Below are 21,607 nucleotides of genomic sequence, written 5' to 3' on the forward strand. Positions count from 1 at the left end.
CTCACTTCGTCTTCTTAGCGCGACCACCGCGCGCCGCCGCCACGGGCCGCCAGGCCCGGATGTCCTCGTCGGTCAGCCCCAGCTCGCCCTGGAGGGCGAGACGGAAGTCGTGGTACGCCTGCGCCGCCGACTGGCCGAAGTCGGGGAGGTACTCGCCGTGCCACTGGTCCAGCCACGGCTGGAGTTCGAGCAGGGCGGCGAGGTACGGGACGAGTTCGTCCTGCGTCAGCTGGTTCTCGTTGAGGTAGCCGACGACGGCCTGCGCCTGCTGGAGGTGGTCCCAGCCCGCCCAGCCGAGGAGGGTGGGGGTCTGTACGTTCTGCGCACCATAGGAGATGAAGCGTTCCTTGGGTACGTCGAGCTTGCCGCGCTGAGCCCAGAAGCTGGTGCGCAGGAAGTCGGCGGAGGTGTACTTGGGCGGCACGGCGGTCGCCTCACGGATCTTCCGCTTCTCTTCCTCGGAGGTGGCGTCGTCCTCCTCACGCTGCCTCTCCCAGGTCCGCTCCCAGTCGGCGCGCTTCTTGAGGCCGGCGGGCTTGTAGCGCAGGGCGGCGGCGGCCGGGACGTGCTGGTCGCTGAACAACTCGGCGAGGGTCTCCGCGAAGTCGGCGCGGGGCGCGTAGAGGCTGAGGACGGCGGCGAAGTCGTCGTCCTCCTGGAGGCGGTCGGTCAGCCGGGGCAGGGAAATGAGCGTGGGCTGGTCGGCACCGTCGAACCACAGCTCACGTTTGGCCTCGATCCGGTCCAGCAGCCAGGCACGGAGCGCCTGCTTCTGCATGGCGTCCCAGCCGTCGGTGGCCCAGCGCCGCTTGTACTCGGGGCGCTCGACCATGCCGATGGCGGAGTTCGACTCCATCATGGCGATGCGCTGGTTGACGATGTCCTTGTAGGCCTGGGGCCAGTGGGCAGGGATCTCGGTGATGGGTGTGGAGTTGTGCCGCGTGAACCACTCGGAGGATGCCTCGCCGCGCTCGATGGCACGGGCCAGCACGATCTCGAAAGCGCGCTCACCGAGGGCGAGAGGCGGGACGTCGGCCGGGTTGGCGGGGCGCAGGTCGATATCGGTGAGGCCGTAGAGGGAGTAGACCTGCCAGTCCAACTCCTCCTGGAGGGCGATCATTTGGGCGCGAGTGGCTTCGTGCGTGGCGCGGGCTTCGCGGAGGGATGCGGCGGTGGGGGTGGCTGCAGTGGCAACGGCGGTGGGGGTGGTGGCGGCGAGTTGCTGGGCGAGGGCGTCAAGTTCGACAGCTAGAGCAGTGGGGTACACCGGCGGGAGGGGAAAATCGCTAACGTTCACCCCATTGAACTGGTAGTTCCATGACCACGGTTGGTCGGCGATGCCGCTGGAGGCAGTGGCGTTCCCTTTGCAGTAACACACCAGTTTCAGCCACACAGCAGCTGTGGAGCTGTTGAGTACACCGAGCAGCTGAAGGTGTTCTTCCTCGGTTGCTTCTTCACGCAGCTTGACGAGTGGCGCAGTTCGACTGAACACTTCACCACCCCTACCAAGAACGAAGTGGTTGTGTGTCGCCACCTCACCGAAGGCGATTGACCAACTGCTCGCTTCCGAGTCTTTGGGGATCTGGTGCCATTGCCACCATGAACGTCCCTGAGTGAAGTATGTTTTGCCACCACCCATAGAGCGATTTCCCAGTTCGGTGCGCTGCGACCACAGTCTCTTTGCGATGGAAGGCATCTTGCTGATGTCAACCAGCTTGCGTCGATCGCTGTACGGGTGAATGACGAGATCTCCGGTTTTGAATACGTAATCGCGAACCGTCGATCCGGTCACAATGGGCTCGACGAATTCTCCCTCGGCACACCCTTGCAGAGAGTGAGACGGGTACATAAACGCATCGTCTGCATGCGTATCCCCGTAATATCCGATGCGCAGGACTCGAGACGCAAGCTTTGCTGGACTTAGTGCGTACACACCTTCAAATAGCTCCCGTCCACCGTCAACTAGAATCCACGGCGCCTCGGAAAAGTATCGATCGCGCGAGAGGTCTGCTGTCGAAACCCAGTCACTCTTGACTCCAGGGTAATCAATTTGGTCAACAATCGCCCGCCAGACCAATCCCATCTCCGGATTCTCCGGAGTTGAAGGCTCGCCCTGCACCGACCGCACGGTACGGATCGTGTCGCCACGCCCCTGCGTCCAGTCGCGGTCGCGGCCAATGAGAATCACCGTCGGGGTGCTGTGCCCCGGGATGTACGCGCCGGACGAGTCGATGACCTCGGTCAGTTCCACCTTGTCACGGAAGAAAGACTCGATTAGATCCGTACCAAACTCTCGCTTCATGAAAGAGTTGGCCGTGATCTGGCCGACCATGCCGTACCCCTTGCCGTCACCCCCGCCCTTCTTTGCCAGCTCGAAGAAGCGCTGAGCGAAGGGCACCGACAGCGCGTACGTTCCCTGGCAGGCGTCGTACAACTCCCGGTAGAGTTTGTTGAGTTGCTTGTCTTTGACCGTGATGTACGGCGGGTTGCCCACAACCACGTCGTACCGGCCCTCATCCAGAAGGTACGGGCGCTCCTGAATGTCCTCGGTCGCGTACTTGAACTCGGCCAACGGGTCGGCCTCGGCCGTGAACAGCTGGTCCGTCACCTGCCGCGGCTTGATGAGGGAGTCACCCACCGCCAACTGCATGGGCCAGTCATAGCCTGCAGCCTCCCCCAGCGTCCGCACCCCGGCCGCCGCCATCGCCGCAATCAGCAGCCGGAACCGCGCGATCGCCACGGCGAACGGGTTGATGTCCACCCCGTGCACCGACTCCAGCGCCCCGCGCACCCGCGCATGCGCGTCCAGCTCCGGCCGTCGCGCGGCCCACTCCCGCACCAGTCGCCGGAAAGCGCCGAGCACGAAGTGCCCCGACCCACATGTCGGGTCGATCATCTTCAGGCCCTCGACGCCGCCCCGCTCCCGTACCACCGGGTTCATCGTTCGGTCGAGGATGAACTCCTCCACGAACTCCGGGGTCTGCAGCAGCGCGTAATTCTTCCGGGCGGCCTCGCTCAGGTCCTGGTACAGGTCGCCCAGGAACCGGGTGTCCCACCCCTCCGTCCCGTCGCCGTCGTCCGGCAGCGGGTCCGTGAAGTCGTGGACCAGTACCGACGTCCCCGCCTCGTCGTCCCGCGTCCGCTGCCAGAAGTCCCGCAGCGCCCCCGCCCCCTCGTGCGAGAGCGGAATCTGCCGCAGCGGATTGTGGTCCGAGAACAACAGAGCCCCCGCCGGCCCTTCCGCAAGCTCCTCGAAGGAGCGCTCGAACCAGCCCCGGTACGTGGGGTCCTCGGCCTTGTCCACGTACTCGTCGTACCGCGCCTGCGCGACCTCGCGCCGGGCGATGTCGGGCGCGGTGATGTACGGCTCCGGCACCAGGCCGTTGTCCTCGACGAACCGTACGAAGACGGTTCCGAGCACCCACGCCACCGCCACCTGGGTGATGCGCTCGTCGAGCCAGGACTGCCAGGTCGCCGCCGTACGGCCGACCTTCTTCGACGCGTCGTACTCGGCACGGAGCCGGTCGCGTACCGCGTCCTCCCGCTTCACCTGGCCCTCGAGATCCGTCTCCGCCGCCTTGACCTGTGCCTGCAGGTCGGGCAGCAGCGTCTTGCGGTCGATCACGCGGTGGCTCCTTCGAGAGCGTTCGGTTCGTGCATGCGGGTCCAGGACTTGGGAACGGGAATCCACTCCTGCTGGGCCTCGAGGTACGGGACGGGGCGTCCGGCGAGCTTCGGGACGGCGGTCTCGTCGTCCTGGGCGACAAGGACCCACAGGGGGCGACCCCCGCGCCTGGCCAGTGCGGTCAGCCGGTCGAGGACGTGCATGCCGTCGTAACGGGCGAAGACGGCGGCGTCGGTGAGCAGGACGGGGGTCCGGTCGGCGGCGTCAGCCTCGTATCCCGTTGCCAACTCCCCTTCCAACACTCCCTGTATGGCCTGCCACACCGCCGCCACCAGGTTCGTGAACCCCGTCGGCCACTGCCCGGCCGGCAGCGCGTCCGCCTTGACGACGACCTCCCACTTCGGCATCGCGCGCCCCGGCGTGAGGTCGCCCCGCAGCCCCTTCAGGAACAACTCGGTCACCGACACCGCCCGCGCCCCGTACTGGCGGTGCAGCTCCCGTCCCACCACCGGGGCGCTGCGCGCGCGCACGGTCAGCACCCGGAGCCCGTCGCACCGCGCGGCGCCCGCCAGCTGCGCATCGGCCCGAGCTGCGGTCGACTCCCGATCCAGCGGACCTCCGGTCCCGGAACCGCTGCCGCTGAGGGCCGAGGTGTACGACTGGACCGCCTCGAACTTCCGGGGCAGGAACGCCTTCTTGTCGGCTACGTACTTGAGGTCGAACCCCGCCTCGCGCAGCGCCTTGAGCAGCTCCTCGGGCCTGTCCTTCATCTCGGCGAGCGCCGCCAGAGCGGGGAAGCGGTCATTGACCCGTTCGAGAACCTCGCGCAGGGGCAGCCCTGGCTGCTGCTTCTCGGGCAGACCCGGCAGGATGCGGACCAGACCCGCCTGGGTGAGCCGCAGGGCGCGAACGAGGCCCAGGTCGCGCGGGTAGATCTCGAGCCGCGGCGACAGCGCGGCGTTCTGGCTCGCCTGGGCGGCGAGGTTGGCGACGCGCCGGTCGTCCCAGGAGAAGTCACCCTCGGGCAGCCTCACGGCACTCAGCTCGGCGAGGACCGTGCTCGAGCCGGGCAGGGAGTCCCGGCCCGCGAGCCGGTCGGCGGCGTCGCCGAGCCGCTTCACATAGCTCAGCAGCGCGGGCGCGGCCGGGGTGTCGGGGCCGTCGGCTTCGTTGTCCGGGTCGACCTCCAGCGCGAGGAAGCCCGCGCGGCGTACCGGATCGGTCGCCTTGTACGGGGCGAAGTGCAGGAAAGCCCTGTCGTCGCCGGGCAGGTGCTGCTCGCGTTCGATCAGCGCACGCAGCACGGCGAAGGCGGCGGCCCGTCGTGCCTCCGGGTCTCCCAGGGAGTAGCCGCGGGTGCCGAGCAGCCAGCCAGCGAGGGCGTCCACGGAGGCGACCCGGCCGAGCACGCGGAGCTGCTCCAGAACCGCCGCTCGCACCTCCAGCAGGCCCTCGTCCTCCGCCCAGCGCTTGCGGAGTTTCTTCAAGTCGCCCGAGATCGACGCCTGGTTGGCGAATCCGACGGCCTGTGCGGCGTCGTACTGCCGCGGCCACACCGGAAGGTCCGGTGGCGTCCCGTCGGCGCCGGGCGCACGCAGCAGCTGCACGGCCACGTTGTGCAGCCGCTTCGTCCGGCCGGCGGCAGGCGGGACGATCCGGTCCAGGAGATGGTCGATGTCCTGGGTGTCGGAGACCACCCCGACGATGCGCTCGAGATCCACCTCGAGCGGCGTCCTCGCCTCCGGTGACGACGGCTCCGGTTCCGGCTCGGGCCGCGAGCCAAGGCGGGCACGCCATTCCTTCTGCCGGCGCTGGATCTCCGTACGCGTCCGGGCGCCGAGCCCCGGCCGGTTGATGAACGTCTGGCTGGCCCGGTCGAGGAACTCACCGACCGTGGTGAGCTTCATGTCCCGCAGGATCGAATAAGCGGACGGTGTCAGACCCGCACGCACCAGAGGAGTGTCACGGGTGGCGACCTCGGCCAGCTGGTCGCGCAGCTCGGCGGTGTCGGCTCCGCCGTCCGGTGCGGAGCTCTGTCCTTGCCGCCTCAGCGACTCGTGTCCGGCGCTGGCGGCCAGCCGCTGCGCGTCCTGGAACACCCTCTGCCAGGACGTCCGCATGTCCCGCAGGTCCTTGTGGCGCTGCTTCGCATTCCTGTTCAACGCCTTGCGGAAGAACTCGGTGAGCCCGTCGCGCAGTTCGTCCTCGAAGCCCTCCGACGCGATCGTCGGGTACGGCCACTCCTTCGGGTCCGTCATCCGCGGGGTGACGGACCCGTCGCCCCACTGTGGCAGCTCGTTCGACGCCATCTGATGCAGCGTCGTGGCGAGCGCGTACCGCTCCGCGGCGTCGTCGTACAGGTTCCGCATGACCGTGCCGACGAACGGGTCGAGATAGCCGGATGTGCCCGCGCCGGTCTCGCGGGCCGAGACGGCGGCCAGCGAGAAGTCGAGGAGCAGAGCCTGTTTGGTGCCGTTGGGACGGATCCGGATCGCGATGTTGTCCGGCTTGATGTCGCGATGCCAGACGCTCTCGCCTTCCAGGTAGTAGAGGGCGTTGAAGAGGTTGTCGCTGTAGCGCTCCAGATCGTCCATGGTGAGGCGGCCCTGGCGGCCCAGGACGCGCGCCATGGTCTCGTCCCGCGCGGTGCGGTCGTCACGCTTGTCGTCGGCCTCGGCCTTGATGTTGCCGACGTACTCGGTGGCCAGGACCGTACGCCCGCCCACGGTGAACGTGCCGGGCACGAGCAGCCGGATGATGCTCGAGTCCCGCAGTCGGCCGAGGGTTTCCGCCTCGCGCTGCAACGCCTCCGACTTGTTGTCGTCGAGCGCCACCTTCAGCACCGCGAACGCGTCGTTCTTCCCCTGCTGTTCGTCGAGTACGAGGAGGGCGCGCGCCGTCGAGCCGGTGCCGAGGCGGCGGCGTACTCGCCAACGTCCCTGCAACAGCGTGCCGGGCGCGACCTCCAGCGGATCGAGGTCGTCGGCGGGCTCCTCCTGCCGGGGCTGCTCGTCGTCCGGTACGGCGGCGGGCCGGAGGTCCTCGTCGACCGCCGCCAGCATTTCCAGGAAGTCGCCCACCGCGTCCAGCCGCTGGTCCGGCTGCTGGGCGGTGGCGGCATCGATCAGGTCGTCCAGGAACGGCGGGATGCCGTCCTTGACCGCCGACGGGGCGAGCCGCTCGCCCCTCTCCGCGCGAGCCTGCAGCTCCGCGCAGGTCGCGGCGGGAGCGCTGCCGGTGGTGAGCAGATAGGCGAGCGTGCCGATGCCGTACACGTCCATGCGCGCCGGATCGGCCTTCGGAGCGGTCAACTCCGGCGCCAAGTAAGGGTCCGAGGCGTCGTCGACGCTTCCGCCCGACACCGTGGACGGCTCCAGGGTCACTCCACTAGAGGTGACCGTACGCGAGGCCAGCTGCCAGTCGGAGACTTGCACCAAGGGCCGCCGCCAGCGCTCCTCCTCGCTCAGTTCACGCCCTGCCGCGCCCTTGGAGCGGGGGATGACATGGATCGAGCGTGGGGTGAGGGCGCGGTGATAGAGCCGCTTGGCGTGCGCGTACTTGATCGCCTCGGCGATCTGACGGACGAGTGCGAGCCGATCCTCCAGGTCCAGCTTCCCGCCCCACCGGTCGAGGAACTCGTCCAGGTGTAGCCGCTCCGGATGGTGATCGAAGGTGAGCGCCGGGCCCGCTTCATGGTCGGAGGGGTAGTAGTCCCGGATGCGCACCACACCGGGGTGGTGGATCCGCTTCAGTGTGCCGGCCTCCCGCTTCGCCGCCTCGACTAGCGCTTTGCGCGCCTCGCTGCTCGAATTACGGGGCCGCAGATGGACCCGTACCCGCACCGTCTCGGACAGCTGCTCGTGTCTGCCCGCGTAATCGGCCCAGGTGGCACCCGTGTCGAAGGGCCGCTTGTCCAGGATGAACGGGCCGACCTTCGCCTCCCGGACAACCTGCTGGATACCGACCTTGGCGAGCGTCCTGCCGATGTCGACGCTGCCCTGGGACGAGATCCTGAACCGGTCCTCGCGCGGCGGCAGCTGGAGCTCTGCGAGGAGGGCCGGGATGCCGTTGTAGATGTGGGCGTTCAACTCGTGCGGCGGCAGCGCCAGGTCGAGGCCGTCCTCGGTGAAGCACACACCCTCGGTGATGTACACCTTCGCGCCGTACCTGCGCAGCAGGGAAGCCAGTTCCTTGGACTTCTGGTTGGTGAGGCGCAGTGGATCGCCGAGGCCCTTCCCGTACCCGCGTCGGTTCCCCGGCGGGATCTGCACCCACTGGCCGCCACGCCGTTCCACCCGGCCGTGCAGACTCTTCAGCTCGATCATGTGCACGCCACCCGGCGTCACGACCAGGAGATCGACCTCACGAACGTGACCCGTCTGGCTGACGAAGGTGAAGTTGGACCACGCCCGCCACGGACCGTCGTCCCGCAGAGGCGTGAGGATCCTCTCGAGGGCCGCCTGCTCGTGGGGGTACTCGGAAGGAGCGACGGCCGTCCAGCGACCCTTCTTCATCAGCCTGGCTCTCCGATCCCCCGCGCTCTGCCATCAGGGCTGACCCCGGTGGGTGGTGAACGGTTGCACCGAGCAGCTCGTGTCCGCCGTCCCGACAGCCCACCCTGATGGATTGTTAGTTTATTGGATTGTACGGGCGCGATCGCCATCCCCCAGCCCTTTTCCGCTCATCGCGCACAGGGGCCTTTCGGCCCTGCGATCGCGGTACCGAACTCCTCGCGCACACCGACTCCCGGGCAGCAGGAGGGTCAGGTTTGCGAGGATGGTGCCCGTGAATGACGTACGTGGTCAGGTCAGCGCCGTACGGCGACGAGGCGTCGTGGACGCACTGCGGCGGGGAGCCGTGCCCGAGCAGGGGCTCGATCTGCTCGCGACCGGCCTCGACCGGTTCACCCCCGCTTTGGACGAGGAGCTGGAAACCGTCGCAAGCGGCGGCTCCGTCTTCAAAGCGGTGCGCGGCGAGTACGGCTCCGGCAAGACGTTCTTCACCCGGTGGCTCGCCGAGCGCGGCAAGGCCCGCGGGTTCGCCGTCTGCGAGATCCAGGTGTCGGAGAACGAGACGCCGCTGCACAAGCTCGAAACCGTCTACCGACGGCTCATCGAGCGGCTCACCACCGCGGCCTTTCCACCCAGCGCGCTTCAGCAGGTTGTCGACGGCTGGTTCTACGCACTGGAGGAGGACGCCCTTGCCGACGGTGTCGCCGAGGACGCGCTCGCCGACGCCGTGGACCGTTTGATGTCGGCACGGCTCGCCGAGGTCTCCCGGCACGCGCCGGCCTTCGCCGCCGCGCTGCGCGGCTACCGACAGGCGCTCGAAGCCGGCGACGATACATCGGCCGCCGCCGTCCTCGCCTGGCTCGGCGGCCAGCCACACGTGTCCGCCGCGGCGCGCAAGGCGGCCGGGGTGCGTGGTGACCTCGACCACTTCGGAGCCCTCGGCTTCCTCCAAGGACTCCTCACTGTCCTGCGCGACACCGGTCACGCCGGCCTCGTCGTCGTACTCGACGAGGTGGAGACGCTGCAGCGGGTCCGCTCCGACGCCCGCGACAAGGCCCTCAACGCGCTGCGCCAGCTCATCGACGAGGTGCACTCCGGACGGTTCCCCGGCCTCTATCTGGTGATCACCGGCACCCCGGCCTTCTACGACGGGCCGCAGGGTGTGCAGCGACTCGCCCCCCTCGCGCAGCGGCTCGCCACCGACTTCTCGACCGACCCGCGCTTCGACAACCCGCGCGCCGTACAGATCCGGTTGCCGGGCTTCACCGGGGAGCGCCTCGTCCAGCTCGGGCTTAAGGTCCGGGACCTGTACGCCGCCGGAGCAGGCGATCCGGTACGGATCCGGGAGGTGGCCGACGAGGCTTACATCGGCGACCTCGCCAAGGCCGTCGGCGGGCACCTGGGCGGGAAGGTCGGCGTCGCCCCGCGGATCTTCCTGAAGAAGCTCGTCGGGGACGTCCTCGACCGGATCGACCAGTTCGAGGAGTTCGACCCGCGGATCCACTACCAACTCACCGTTTCTCGGAACGAGTTGACCGATGTAGAACGCAACGCGGCGGCCGCCGACGACATCGGCCTGGAGCTGTGATGGCATCGGACCGGGCGGAGCGCCCAGATCCGGTGGATCGCCTGCATCCCGTACTCCTGCACCACATCGTCAACACCCTCGGCTGGCCCGACCTGCGCCCCCTGCAGAAGGCCGCCATCGACCCGCTGATGGACGGCGAGGACACCGTGCTGCTCGCCCCTACCGCGGGCGGCAAGACCGAGGCGGCCTCCTTCCCGCTGCTCGCGGCCATGGAAAACAGCGACTGGCAGGGCACGTCGGTGCTCTACCTCGCTCCCCTCAAAGCTCTCCTCAACAACCTCGAACCGCGCCTCGAGACCTACGCGGGATGGCTGGGCCGTACGGCAGGGCTGTGGCACGGCGACACCAGGGAATCCGCCCGCAAGCGGATGAGGGTCGAAAGCCCCGACATCCTCCTGACCACCCCCGAATCTCTCGAAGCGCAGCTCATCAGCAAGAAGACCGACCACAAGCACATACTCGGCGGGGTGCGGGCCGTGGTCGTCGACGAGGTGCACGCCTTTGCATCGGACGACCGCGGCTGGCACCTGCTCGCCGTGCTCGAACGCCTCGAGCGCCTCGTAGGGCGGCGCATCCAGCGCATCGGTCTGTCCGCCACCGTCGGCAACCCCGAGGACCTGCTGCACTGGCTGCAAGGGGCACAACCACACGAGCGCACGGGCCGCGTCGTCGCACCCGGCGTTCATCTCAAGGCGCCCGAAGGAAACACCCCACCACCCGGCGACATCGAACTCGACTACGTGGGCTCCCTCGACAACGCGGCCAGACTCATCTCCCTCCTCCACGGCGGCGAAAAGCGTCTCGTCTTCTGCGACTCCCGCGCATCGGTCGAGGAACTCGGTGAAAAACTCCGCCTCCGCGGCGTGACGACGCATCTCTCCCACTCCTCCCTCTCCCTCGACGAGCGGCGCCGCTCCGAAGAAGCCTTCGCCGAGGCCCGCGACTGCGTGATCGTCTCCACCTCGACCCTTGAACTCGGCGTCGACGTAGGTGACTTGGACCGGGTCATCCAGATCGGCGCGCCTGACACCGTCGCCGCCTTCCTGCAACGCCTGGGCCGCACGGGACGGCGCACCGGGACCATACGCAATGCCCTCTTCCTCGCCACCGAAGAGGCCGCCCTCCTGAAAGCCGCAGCACTGCTCCTGCTGTGGGGCCGCCACTGGATCGAGCCCGTCGTCCCGCCGCCACAGCCGCGCCACCTCGTCGCCCAGCAGATTCTCGCCGCGGCCCTGCAGCAGCACACACTCGGCGACCGCACCTGGCACGAGGAGTGGAACGGTCTCGCCCCCTTCGACAGGAGCGCGACGCCGATCATGAAGTACCTGGTCGGCGGGGGCTTCCTCGACACCGACGAAGGGCTCCTCTTCATCGGCCCCCAGGCCGAGAAGCACTTCGGCCGCCGCCACTTCATGGCCCTCACCGCGGCCTTCACCGCCCCGCCGCAGTTCACCGTCTACTTCGGCCGCAAGGACCTCGGCACCATCGACCCCCGGCTTCTGCTCGAACAGCGTGAGGGGCCGCGCCTGCTGCTCCTCGGCGGACGCAGCTGGCAGGTCGGCCATGTCGACTTCAACCGCAGACGTGCCTTCGTCGAACCCGCCGAAGGCGGCGGCCGCGCCCGCTGGGACAGCTACGGGCTCAGCGGCCTCTCCTTCCCGCTCACCCGCGCCATGCGCGACGTACTCCTCGGCGCGAACCCGCCCGTCCGCCTCACCCGGCGCGCACAAGCACGCCTCGCCGAACTCCGCGAGAACCGCGCCGCGCACGTCGACGTGCACGGGACACTCCTGCTCCGCGAGGGCGACAAACTCGAGTGGTGGACCTGGGCCGGTTTCCGCGCCAACGCCACCCTCATCGCCTCCCTCGGAGCCCTCGCCGACCCCGTACAACAGCCCGACGACGCCCGGATCCGCCTCAGTGCGGCAACGACACCGCAGAGTTGGCAGGCTGCCCGCGCCGACCTCGCCGACCGCCTGGTCCTACCCGAGGTCAACCCCCGCGCCGTACAGGGCCTGAAGTTCTCGGCCGCCCTGCCCGAGCACCTCGCCGCACGCACCGTCGCCGCCCGTCTGGCGGACTTCGACGGGGCCCGGTTTGTCCTTGACGAGGCGGTGCGCTGGGAGACACGGCAGTGACGGGGCGGCGGCTCAACCGCCGGGCAGGCTCCGCACGACGTACGTCATGTGCTGCAGGTTGCCCGCCTCCCCCCGAGCAGGCGACCCACCTCGGCCGGGCCCTCCTGGTCCTCACTCGAAGCGAGACCCTCCGCGGCCCGCAGACGATCACGGACTGAAGAGCAGCCCCTGACCAGCACGAGCGCCCCTGACGAGACTCACGCCAGCCCCGCCGACCTGCATGAATCAGGATGAAACGAGTTCACTGGCCGCTCTGGTTCTGTGGGCCAGCCGAGTTGGCTGCCTCGCCTGCTGCCGAGCTGAGCCAGGGGGCGATGGAGCGGTCGTTGCTGAGGTCTGTGCGGTCAGCCACGGCAGCAATCACATAACGGTGAGAAATCTGGTTGGACTCGTAACGCAAGCCGTGGCTGATGCCGGGGATACACGGCTTGGCGCCCACCCCGCTCTGGGTGCACCACGTGGTGAGATTCCAGCGTGCGCCGCCGTTGAGGTAGTTGTACATGTCCTCGGCCGTGGCCGCATCTGGGAACGGGAACACCTGGATCGACACCAGGACGGGGTTGTCGGGCGTGGAGTGTGGGCCGGGCTGCTCAAGGTAGACGCCAGTCATCACCCGCTTACCCCCACGGGCCGTCAGCTCCTTGACCACATCGCTGCCTTTGAATGGGCCGTCGCCGGACGCTGCCTGGTCGCAGCGCCGGGCACCGCCGTCCACCCGGGCGAAGGTGATGTCCTTGTCGTCGGTGAACTGCCGGGGCAGTAGGGCGCTCTCGGTGAACTGGTCAGCTTGGCGAGGAGATCGCGAAGGACCAGACAGCCGTATTCTGCGACGTCATGCTCCACTTGTCAGCCAGGCGAGCCGAGAAGTGAAAAGCCGCCCACTGGCGTTCACGCTTCCCGCCGTCCGGGTACTTCCTCGAGGCCATGCGTCTGATCGGCGCGCCTGGATGAGGTGTCGGAGCGGATCATCGCCACCAGCATGCGTGATCGTGCCGCGCCGACGTGGAGCCGCTTGCGGAGTGTTTCCGCGGAGATCGGCCGTTGGTAGGTCTCCCAGTGTCGGGCGTCTTCCTGTCGGGCGCGCTCCAGCAACTCATCGCCGTCACATTGTCGTTCCGTCCCTGCCGCATGCGGGGAAGAGGCGCTGGTGGCTTGGTGATCGTTCTGGGGCACCGCTGTCCGGCCGGGGTCTTGTCCGTGCTGCGGCGTCGCGGATGGGTGTGATGCCGACCTGGGTTGGCTGGTGGCGAGTGCGTGGAGGAGTCCGGGTCCGACCTCGGCCCAGCCGATCAGAAGAACGGGGCCGACCGCGTCGAAGGCGGCCTTGCCCAGGTCTTCCGCGATCAGCGGGTCGGCTGTGTTCAAGGCCAGGGTCATGCCGCTGGAGAGCACCAGCAGCCGCCGGGCCGGACGCAACTGCTCCACCGGTGCACCGTGCAGGGCGAGGTACCGGATACCGAGCAGCAGGCCGAGGATGGACAGGTCGACCGCCGGGGCCACCAGCGGGGCCACCCATGCCGGGACGCCCTGCCGCAGCGCCAGGTTCCAGACGTTGCCGAAGCCGAAGAGGAAGGTCAGGCTGACGACGGCCGCCATCATGCCGGTCACCGCCCGGACCGTGGCCGTGCCGTCCGACGAACCATCAGGCTCCGGCATGGTGCGGGTGAGGGGGTCAGACATTCTCGCCGATTCCCATCCGCTGGTGGGTCTCCTGGGCACGCTCGGCGGCCGCGCTGGCTCCGTAGTGGCGGGGCATGTCCTCCGACACCCAGCCCATCAGCAGCATCAGATCACCCGAGTCCCCGCCCGCCCGCTTCCACTCATGGGCGAAGTTGTGCCGCCACCGGTGCGCATGCACGCCCCTCACCCCGGCGGACAGACCGCGCCGCTTGATCATGATCTTGATGCCGTTGGGCGCCAGCCGCCGCCCGCAGCGAGCGGCCAGCCACAGATCCGGCAGCTCGGCACCCTTGCGCTTCGCCCGTGCCCGCAGATACCGGCTCACCGCACGCGCCGTTTTCGGGCCGAACCGCACGCGGCGGTCGCGGCTGCCCTTGCCGTGGTAATGCACCGAGTCGGTGACCAGGTCAATGTCCTCCAAGGCGAGGTTGCCGACCTCGGACAGGCGGGCGCCGGTGTTGTAGTAGAGCCGGATGATGGCCTCGTCCCGCAGCTGGAGGAACGCCTTGCCCTTACAGGCAGCCAGCACCTTCCTGGTGTCGTCATCCCGGATGACCGGGATCAGCTTCTTCACGGTCTTGGGCTGGCGGACGCGTTCCATCGGGGAGCGGTCGATCTCCTCCTCGTCCAGCATCAGCCACTTGAAGAACTGCTGAAGTCCCTTGTGCTTGTTCAACGCGGTCGACGCCGACCGCGTCTCGATCATCCACCCCTGGAACGCCTCGACGTGGGCGCGGGTGACCTCGGTCGGGTCCTCGGCCGCGTCCTCCGCCTCGAGGTCGGGAGTGGCGTTCTCGTTCAGGTAGCGGGCGAGCTGGGCGGCGGCGAGGAGGTAGTTGTAGCGGGTGGTCTCCGGGTAGTTGCCCGCCCGCAGGGAGCGGTCCCAGTCCCGCAGGAACCCTTCCCAGGTCTTGGAGACGCCTGTGGTGATCTTGTCGAGGTCCAGAAGCGGCATGGAGAGAAACCCTCCGAGCCAAGGTGTCGGTGAGCGGCGTGCTCGACCTCGACGCGGGAAACGGGAGCGCGAAAAGAGGGCCCTCACAGGTGTTGACCTGCGAAGACCCTCTGCACCGTCGGGACGACAGGATTTGAACCTGCGACCCCTTGACCCCCAGTCAAGTGCGCTACCAAGCTGCGCCACGTCCCGGTACTCGTTCGGTTTGGGCTTTCCCTCGCCGACCGCGCATGAAGAACAATACCGCACTTCAAGGGGTGGTCGCTGCCACCCGGGGTGGAGATCGGGAGCCCGGCGGGACCAGCTGGGGTGTTTACCCTGCGGGAGCGCATCGTTGCTCTTCGTTACCCAGGGGGTCGTGGATGGCGGCGGTGTGGGGTTGACTTGAAGCTGGGTTTAAGTTGCACGCTCGGTCTATGACCTTCATCGACGTTCACACCGCATATGGATACGACGATCTTCCGCGGCTGATGAGCCTCATGACCGGGGACGAGAAGCACGGGCCGGCCGCTACCTCGACGCTTGATGTGCTCTGGGTGCTCTACGACCGGGTGCTGCGGGTCTCGCCGGAGGCCGTGGATGATGTGGATCGGGATCGGTTTCTGCTGTCCAAGGGGCACGGGCCGATGGCGTACTACGCCGTGCTCGCCGCCAAGGGGTTCTTTCCCGAATCGCTGCTGGCGGGGTTCGGGGCGTATGACTCGCCGCTGGGGCACCATCCGGATCGGGTGCTCGTGCCGGGCGTGGAGATCAGCAGTGGTTCGCTGGGGCACGGGCTGCCGCTGGGCGTGGGGAGTGCGCTCGGGTTGCGGGCGCGGGGGCTCTCCGGGGCGGCGGTGTGGGTGCTGATCGGCGACGCCGAGCTGGACGAGGGCAGCAATCACGAGGCGATCGCTTACGCGGGGGCCGTAGGGCTGGAGCGGCTGCATACGGTCGTGGTCGACAACGCCTCCGCCAGCCATGTCCGGCCCGGGGGCATCGCCGCGCGCTTCGAGGCCGCGGGGTGGTCCACGGCGACCGTGGACGGGCGTGATCATCAGGCCTTGTACGAGGCGTACACCGCGCCGCACGCGGGGCGGCCGCGTGCCGTTGTGGCCCAGGTCGAGGCCAAGGTCTGATTCGTTTCCAGGGTGAGAGGAACTGTTCTCATGGACACCATGCGTGAGCGTTTCGCCTCTGTCGTTTCCCGGCTTCTGGACGACGACCCCCGGCTCGCCGTCGTGCTGGCGGAGATCGGCAAGGACGGGTTCACGGACGCGGCCCGGGCGCATCCCGATCGGGTGATCAATGTCGGCATCCGCGAGCAGTTGCTGGTCGGCGTCGGCGGTGGACTGGCCCTGACCGGGATGCGGCCGATTCTGCACACCTTCGCCAGCTTTCTGGTCGAGCGGCCGTTTGAGCAGGTCAAGCTGGACTTCGGACATCAGGGCGTGGGCGGGGTGCTGGTGAGCGCGGCCGGTTCGTACGACTGGCCGGCGGGCGGCTACACCCATATGGCCCCCGGCGATGTGGCCCTGCTGGACACGCTCGACGGCTGGACCGTCCATGTGCCCGGCCATCCGGACGAGGCCGAGACCCTGCTGCGGGACGCGGTCGCGGCAGGTGACGACTCGGTGTACGTACGGCTGTCGGCGCACGCCAACTCCGCCCCGCGGGACATCGCCCCCGGCCGCTTCCTGACCGTACGGGAGGGGCGCGGCGGTGTGGTGATCGCGGTCGGGCCGATGCTCGACGGCGCGCTCACGGCCGTCGAGGGGCTGGATGTGACCGTGCTGTACGCCACCACGGTGCGGCCCTTCGACGGACGGACGCTACGTGCGGCGGCCGGGGCAGGGGCGGCGGCCCGGGCGGGGGCGGCGGCCCGGGCGGGGGCGGCGGCCCGGGCGGGGGCGGCGGCCCGGGCGGGGGCGGCGGCCCGGGCGGGGGCGGCGGGCGGCGTCGACGTCGTGCTGGTCGAGCCGTATCTCGCGGGCACCTCGACCGCCGCCGCCAATGACGCGCTCGCCGATCGCCCGCATCGGGTGCTCGGCCTGGGCATCCCCCGGCGCGAGCTGCGCCGCTACGGCACGATCGACGAGCATCTGGCGGGGCAGGGGCTGGACCCGGCGTCGTTGCGTGAGCGCATCTCCGGCTTTCTGCGCTGAGGCGGTGGCTCCCGCCGGGGACCTGGGTTCGCCTGCCGGGGCCCTCGGTCTGTCCGCCGGGCCCCCGGTTCGCCCCCCCGCTTCCGCTCCAGGGCCCTCGGTTCATCCGCCGGGCCTCCGGTTCACCTGCCGGGCCCCGCTTCGTCCGCCGGGGCACTCGGTTCAGAGGTGTTTTCCCAGCCAGGTCAGCAGGTCCTGCTGGACCTCGTCCCGGTTGGTCTCGTTGAGGATCTCGTGCCGGGCCCCCTGGTATCCCTTCCAGCTCAGCTCACGCGTGCCGCCGTAGCGGAAGTCCTCCAGGAGTTCGTGGACGAGCGTCATCCCCTGGTTGCACGGGTCCTCGGTGCCCACCGCCAGGTGCACGGGCAGTGTGGCCGGGATACGGGCCTGGTGGCGCGGGTCGTTGATCTTACGGACGCCGCGGACCCAGTCCAGGGACAGTCCGGCGCTGAACGCGAAGCCGCACCGTTCGTCCGTCGCGTACGCGGCCACCTCCGCCGCGTCGCGCGACAGCCACTCGAAACCCGTCCTGTCCGGAATGGACTCGTACGGGTCGTTGAACGAGGCGAAGAGGGTCGGGGTGAAGGTGGAGGGGCCGGTCCGGCCGCCTTCCGCGATCTCCTGGGCGATGCCCTCCAGCGCCTCCTCGGTCTCGGTGCCCGGCAGTGAGCGGAAGGTTCCGGAGAGGATCAGCCCGGCCAGTTCCTCGCCGTACTCCTGGGCGCAGTCGCGGGCCAGCATCGAGCCCATGCTGTGGCCGAGCAGGACCAGCGGCGCGCCAGGGTGCGCGGCCCGCGCGCGGTCGCCGATGGTGCGCAGGTCCGAGACGATCGCCCGCCAGCCGTCGCCCTCCTCGCCCACGACGCCGAAGCCGCCCGTCGACTCGGCGGTGGCTCCGTGGCCGCGGTGGTCCGAGGCGACCACCGCGTAGCCGTGTGCGGCGAGGAAGCGGGCGAACCGGTCGTAGCGCCGCGCGTGTTCGGCCGCGCCGTGCGCGATCTGGACGATCGCGCGCACGGTATCGCCGTTCTCCGGCAGCCAGCTATAGGTCGCGACCCGCACACCGTCGGGCATGGGCAGATGGTCGGTGCGGTGGGTGATACCGCCGTCGGGCATGCCGTCTCATCTCCTGTCTCCTGGCGCGAATCAGTCGGGTGGGAATCAGTCGCGTGCGAATCGGTCACCGTATTGGTCGGGCGCCTTCGGTCTTCGATGTGTATCGGTCGAGTGCTGATCGGCCGGGCGCGAGATCGGTCGAGTGCGGATCGTTCGAGTACGGATCGGTCGGGTGCGAATTGACGTGGCGCGAAGGGATGTAGACACCCACTCTCCCTTTGCCCGGCCCGCAAGCCAAGGGCATCGACGCGGTCCTGTCCTCCGGGGGCGTGGGTGTGTAACGATCAAGCACTCAGCACCGCGTACCAACTCCTACTCCATGCAACTCCCTTGCTCCAGGAGGACCGTTGGATTCGCACGACGCTTCGCTTCCCACCATCTCAGCAGACGCCTCCGCCCTTTCGCGGCGGCGTTTTCTCCAGGCCGCCGCCGTGGGCACCGCGGCCGCCACCGCGGCCACACTGCCGTTCGAAACGGCCGCCGCAGCGGCTGCCCGGCCGGGTTCGCTCTCCTTCACCGCCGCCACCAACGGCGCCGCGACCCTCTCCCCGTCCGGTGACCGCCTTATAGCCGAGGTCCAGAACGTCCTGTGGTCGGTCGCCCGTAAGGGCGGCGCGGCCGTGGCGCTCACGCCGGCCGATCTGGAGCCCACTCGGCCGGTCTACTCGCCCGATGGAAAGCTGCTGGCCATCTGCGCCTACCGGGGCGGCGGATTCCATATCTGGACACTGCGCCCCGACGGCTCCGATTTGCGGCAGCGAACGGATGGACCGTGGGACGACCGCGGTCCGGCCTGGTCGCCCGACGGCACCCGGATCGCCTTCGCCTCCGAGCGCGGCGGCGACCCCGTGGCGGGCAGCCCGTACCGGATCTGGGTGCTGGAGGTGGCCACCGGTGAGCTCACCCGGCTCTCGGGGGTGGACGGCCAGGACGGGCCGCTCCAGGACGGCGCCTGGGAGGACTTCGACCCCGTCTGGTCCCCGGACGGCGAGCGGGTGCTGTTCGTGCGCGGCGCGCTCTCCGGGACCACGCTGAACGCCCGTACGGTCGCCTCCGTACGGGCCGACGGCGGCGGTCCGGTCACGGCCGAGCACACCGATCCCACCGCCGACGCCCAGGTGATGACGCCATCCGTGTCGGCGGACGGCCGGCTCGCGTATCTGCGCACCACGGCCGCTCCCGCCGCCTCCTGCACGCTGGTCGTGGCCGGGGAGCCGGTGGCCATAACGGGCGATGTGCAGCCCGTGCCGCCCCGCTGGGTTTCGCGGGAGGAGCTGCTGCTCACCGTCGACGGGCGGTTCCGGGTGTTCCAGGTGTCCGCGGCGGCACGCTCCGGCTCGGCCGTCGGCGCCGGTAAGGACGCTGCCGGTAAGAACGTTGTCGGTAAGGACGTTTCCTCCGAGGGTGCCGACCGTAAGGGCCCCGCGTACGAGGAGATCCCCTTCTCCGCCACCCTCCCCGTCGACCGGCCCCGGTATCGCGTCAAGCGGTACGACTTCGACGGCGGCGGGGCGCGCCCGGTGCGCGGGCTGCATATGCCCGCGCTCTCCCCTGACGGCCGTAAGGTCGCCTTCGCCGCCCTCAACTCCCTCTGGGTCGCCGATGCTTCCGGCGGGCGCGCTCCGCGCCGGGTCGTACGGGCGGCCCCCACGCGGTATCTGCTGGCTCCCACGTGGACACCCGACGGGCGCGCCCTGGTGTACGCCGACGACCGCGACGGGCTGCTGGCCGTGCGCCGCCGGGACCTCGCCTCGGGCGAGGAGACCGTGCTGGCCTCCGGCGGCAGGGTGCATCCGGCACTCTCCCCGGACGGCAAGCGGCTCGTCAGTGTCGACATGTCGGGAAACCTGGTCCTGCGCGATCTCGACGCCGGTACGGAACGGGTGCTCGCCGCCCCGATGGGCGCCGGAGGGCTGCCCGGCCGGCCGAGCTGGTCGCCCGACGGCCGCTATGTCGCCCTGTGCGATCGCAACCGGCTGAACCAGCGGTTCCGCGAGGGCTACAACCTGATCCGGGTGATCGACACCGACAGTGGTACGGCCAGACAGCACGCCGTCGCACCGCACACCTCCCTCTCCGACCGCTATGACTCCGGGCCGGTCTGGTCCCCCGATGGCCGCCATATGGCGCTCATCGTCGAGTCCGCCCTGTGGCTGTTGCCCGTAAGGGCGGACGGCACCCCCGACGGCGGGCCGCGCCGGCTGACCGACGAGGCCGCCGACCACCCCTCCTGGTCCGGGGACTCGCGCCACGTCCTCTATCTCTCGGCGGGCCGGCTGCGGCTGCTGGACGTCGAGAGCGGCACCGCCCGCACGGTCCGCGTCCCTCTGGACCACCGGCGGCCGCGCCCCGCGGACACCGTCGTCCACGCCGGGCGGTTCTGGGACGGCACCGGGGGCGAGGGCGGCGCCGGTCATAACGGCCGTAAGGGCGGCACGGTCCGCGAGGACGTGGACATCGTGGTACGCGGCGGACGCATCGCCGCCGTGGAGGCGCACCGGGCCGGGCGGCCCGCGAAGCGGCGCGTGGACGCCTCCGGCCACACCGTCGTGCCGGGGCTCTGGGACGCCCATACCCACCCGTGGCAGTACACCTATGGCGGCCGTCAGACCGCCTTGCAGCTCGCCTACGGCATCACCACCGCGGTCTCCCTCGGCGGCTTCGCCTATGAGCAGGCGCGCCTCAGGGAGGCCGTCGCGGCGGGCGCCCTGGCCGGGCCACGGCTGCTGGCCACCGGCGAGCTGCTGGACGGACCGCGCGTCGCGTACAGCATGGGCCGGGCGCACCGCACCCGGGACGGTCTGCGGCGCTCTCTGGAGCGCGGCGCCGCGCTCGACTGGGACTTCGTCAAGACGTATGTGCGGGCGCCGGGATGGATCATGGAGGAGGCGGCCCGGTTCGCGCATGAGCGGCTCGGCGTGCGCACCGGCAGCCATCTGTGCTCCCCGGGCATACAGCTCGGACAGGACCTGACGACGCATCTACAGGCCACCCAGCGGCTGGAGTACGGCCACGCGACGACGGCGACCGGGCACTCCTACCAGGACCTGACGGAGATCTACACCGCGACCTCCGACTTCCGGCTCATCGCCACGCCGTTCACGGCCTCGCCCCTGGTGGGGGCGGACCCCTCGCTCGCGGAGGACGAGCGGGTCACCCGGCTGATGCCGCCGTGGGACACCGCGCTCGTACGGCAACTCGCCGGGACGCCCCCGACGCCCGGCCAACTGACCACGCTGCGCACCGAGGTCGGGGTCTATCAGCGGATTCTCGCCGGGGGTGGGGTGGTGGCCCTGGGGACGGACCAGCCGCTGGTGCCGGTGGGCCTCCATCTGCATCTGGCGCTGCGCGCCCTGCACCGGTTCGGGCTGTCGCCGGAGGAGGCGCTGCGCACGGCGACCGTCCTGCCCGCGCGGGCCTTCGGCGCCGACCGCGACCTCGGGACCCTGGAGGTCGGCAAGCTGGCGGATCTGACGGTTGTGGACGGCGATCCCTTCACGGACTTCGACACGCTGATACGGACGGTGTCGGTGCTGCGGGGCGGGTTGCCGTACGAGCAGCGCGAGCTGGTCGAATCCTTCCCGGGGACCGCTGCCGCGGCGGCACCGCACGGGGAGAACTGGGCGCACGGGCGGTCGGCGGAGGAGTGGCTGGAGGTGGGGCGGCAGCTGCGGCGGGACTCGTGCTGCGCGGTGGACGGCTGAGGGCGCTGGGGGACGGCCAAGGGCACTCAGGGGCGGCTGAAGGCGCTGAGGGTGGCTGAGGGCGCTGGGGACGGCTGAGGGGTGGGCGGGGCTCCGGTCCCCGGTCCACCCGGTCCCTGGCTTGCTGAGGTCCCGGCTCACTGGGG

Annotated in this window: 11 protein-coding genes and 1 tRNA gene; 5 read left to right on the top strand and 7 right to left on the bottom strand. The window is 69.6% G+C overall.

Going from position 1 to position 21,607, the window contains the following annotated elements:
* Position 1 precedes the first annotated feature (1 nt).
* Together pglX and pglW are read right to left on the bottom strand one after the other, a co-directional pair.
* On the bottom strand, positions 2-3,625 hold the full coding sequence (pglX, locus tag AB0E24_RS36100) for a BREX-2 system adenine-specific DNA-methyltransferase PglX (RefSeq protein WP_359383582.1): 3,624 nt from the start codon (positions 3,623-3,625) through the stop codon (positions 2-4).
* A complete protein-coding gene (pglW, locus tag AB0E24_RS36105) occupies positions 3,622-8,139 on the bottom strand; it encodes a BREX system serine/threonine kinase PglW (RefSeq protein WP_359383585.1) in 4,518 nt (1,505 codons plus the stop codon). Before pglW ends, pglX begins: the two co-directional genes overlap by 4 nt.
* Before the next feature lie 262 nt (positions 8,140-8,401).
* Here pglW and brxD point away from each other — a divergent pair, with 262 nt between their 5' ends.
* Positions 8,402-9,724, top strand: a complete 1,323-nt coding sequence (gene brxD / locus AB0E24_RS36110; RefSeq protein WP_359383588.1) for a BREX system ATP-binding protein BrxD — start codon at positions 8,402-8,404, stop codon at positions 9,722-9,724.
* Positions 9,724-11,862: a DEAD/DEAH box helicase gene (locus AB0E24_RS36115; RefSeq protein ID WP_359383591.1), complete on the top strand. Its 2,139-nt coding sequence runs from the start codon at positions 9,724-9,726 to the stop codon at positions 11,860-11,862. Before brxD ends, AB0E24_RS36115 begins: the two co-directional genes overlap by 1 nt.
* A gap of 241 nt (positions 11,863-12,103) precedes the next feature.
* On the opposite strand, the gene AB0E24_RS36120 is transcribed toward AB0E24_RS36115, so the two are convergent.
* From AB0E24_RS36120 to AB0E24_RS36135, 4 genes are all read right to left on the bottom strand, one after another.
* Positions 12,104-12,577: a hypothetical protein gene (locus AB0E24_RS36120; protein WP_359383594.1), complete on the bottom strand. Its 474-nt coding sequence runs from the start codon at positions 12,575-12,577 to the stop codon at positions 12,104-12,106.
* A 173-nt stretch (positions 12,578-12,750) separates the two neighbouring features.
* A complete protein-coding gene (locus tag AB0E24_RS36125) occupies positions 12,751-13,542 on the bottom strand; it encodes a SpdA protein (protein WP_359383597.1) in 792 nt (263 codons plus the stop codon).
* Positions 13,535-14,497: a tyrosine-type recombinase/integrase gene (locus tag AB0E24_RS36130; protein WP_359383600.1), complete on the bottom strand. Its 963-nt coding sequence runs from the start codon at positions 14,495-14,497 to the stop codon at positions 13,535-13,537. Before AB0E24_RS36130 ends, AB0E24_RS36125 begins: the two co-directional genes overlap by 8 nt.
* Positions 14,498-14,615: 118 nt before the next feature.
* A tRNA-Pro gene (locus tag AB0E24_RS36135) sits at positions 14,616-14,689 on the bottom strand.
* Between the two features lie 224 nt (positions 14,690-14,913).
* Here AB0E24_RS36135 and AB0E24_RS36140 point away from each other — a divergent pair.
* Both AB0E24_RS36140 and AB0E24_RS36145 read left to right on the top strand, forming a co-directional pair.
* On the top strand, positions 14,914-15,615 hold the full coding sequence (locus tag AB0E24_RS36140) for a thiamine pyrophosphate-binding protein (RefSeq protein ID WP_069869059.1): 702 nt from the start codon (positions 14,914-14,916) through the stop codon (positions 15,613-15,615).
* Positions 15,616-15,645: 30 nt separating this feature from the next.
* The gene (locus AB0E24_RS36145; RefSeq protein WP_359383604.1) at positions 15,646-16,641 is read left to right on the top strand and encodes a transketolase family protein; all 996 of its coding nucleotides are present in this window, start codon (positions 15,646-15,648) and stop codon (positions 16,639-16,641) included.
* A gap of 162 nt (positions 16,642-16,803) precedes the next feature.
* On the opposite strand, the gene AB0E24_RS36150 is transcribed toward AB0E24_RS36145, so the two are convergent.
* Positions 16,804-17,757, bottom strand: coding sequence for an alpha/beta fold hydrolase (locus AB0E24_RS36150; protein WP_232637247.1), 954 nt, complete (start codon positions 17,755-17,757; stop codon positions 16,804-16,806).
* A gap of 377 nt (positions 17,758-18,134) precedes the next feature.
* Between AB0E24_RS36150 and AB0E24_RS36155 the strand changes: the two genes are divergently transcribed.
* Entirely contained in the window at positions 18,135-21,461 is a 3,327-nt protein-coding gene (locus AB0E24_RS36155) for an amidohydrolase family protein (RefSeq protein WP_435865362.1), read from the top strand.
* Positions 21,462-21,607: the final 146 nt, after the last annotated feature.

Origin of the sequence: Streptomyces malaysiensis subsp. malaysiensis, assembly GCF_040653035.1 — a bacterium.
Taxonomy (GTDB): domain Bacteria; phylum Actinomycetota; class Actinomycetes; order Streptomycetales; family Streptomycetaceae; genus Streptomyces; species Streptomyces malaysiensis.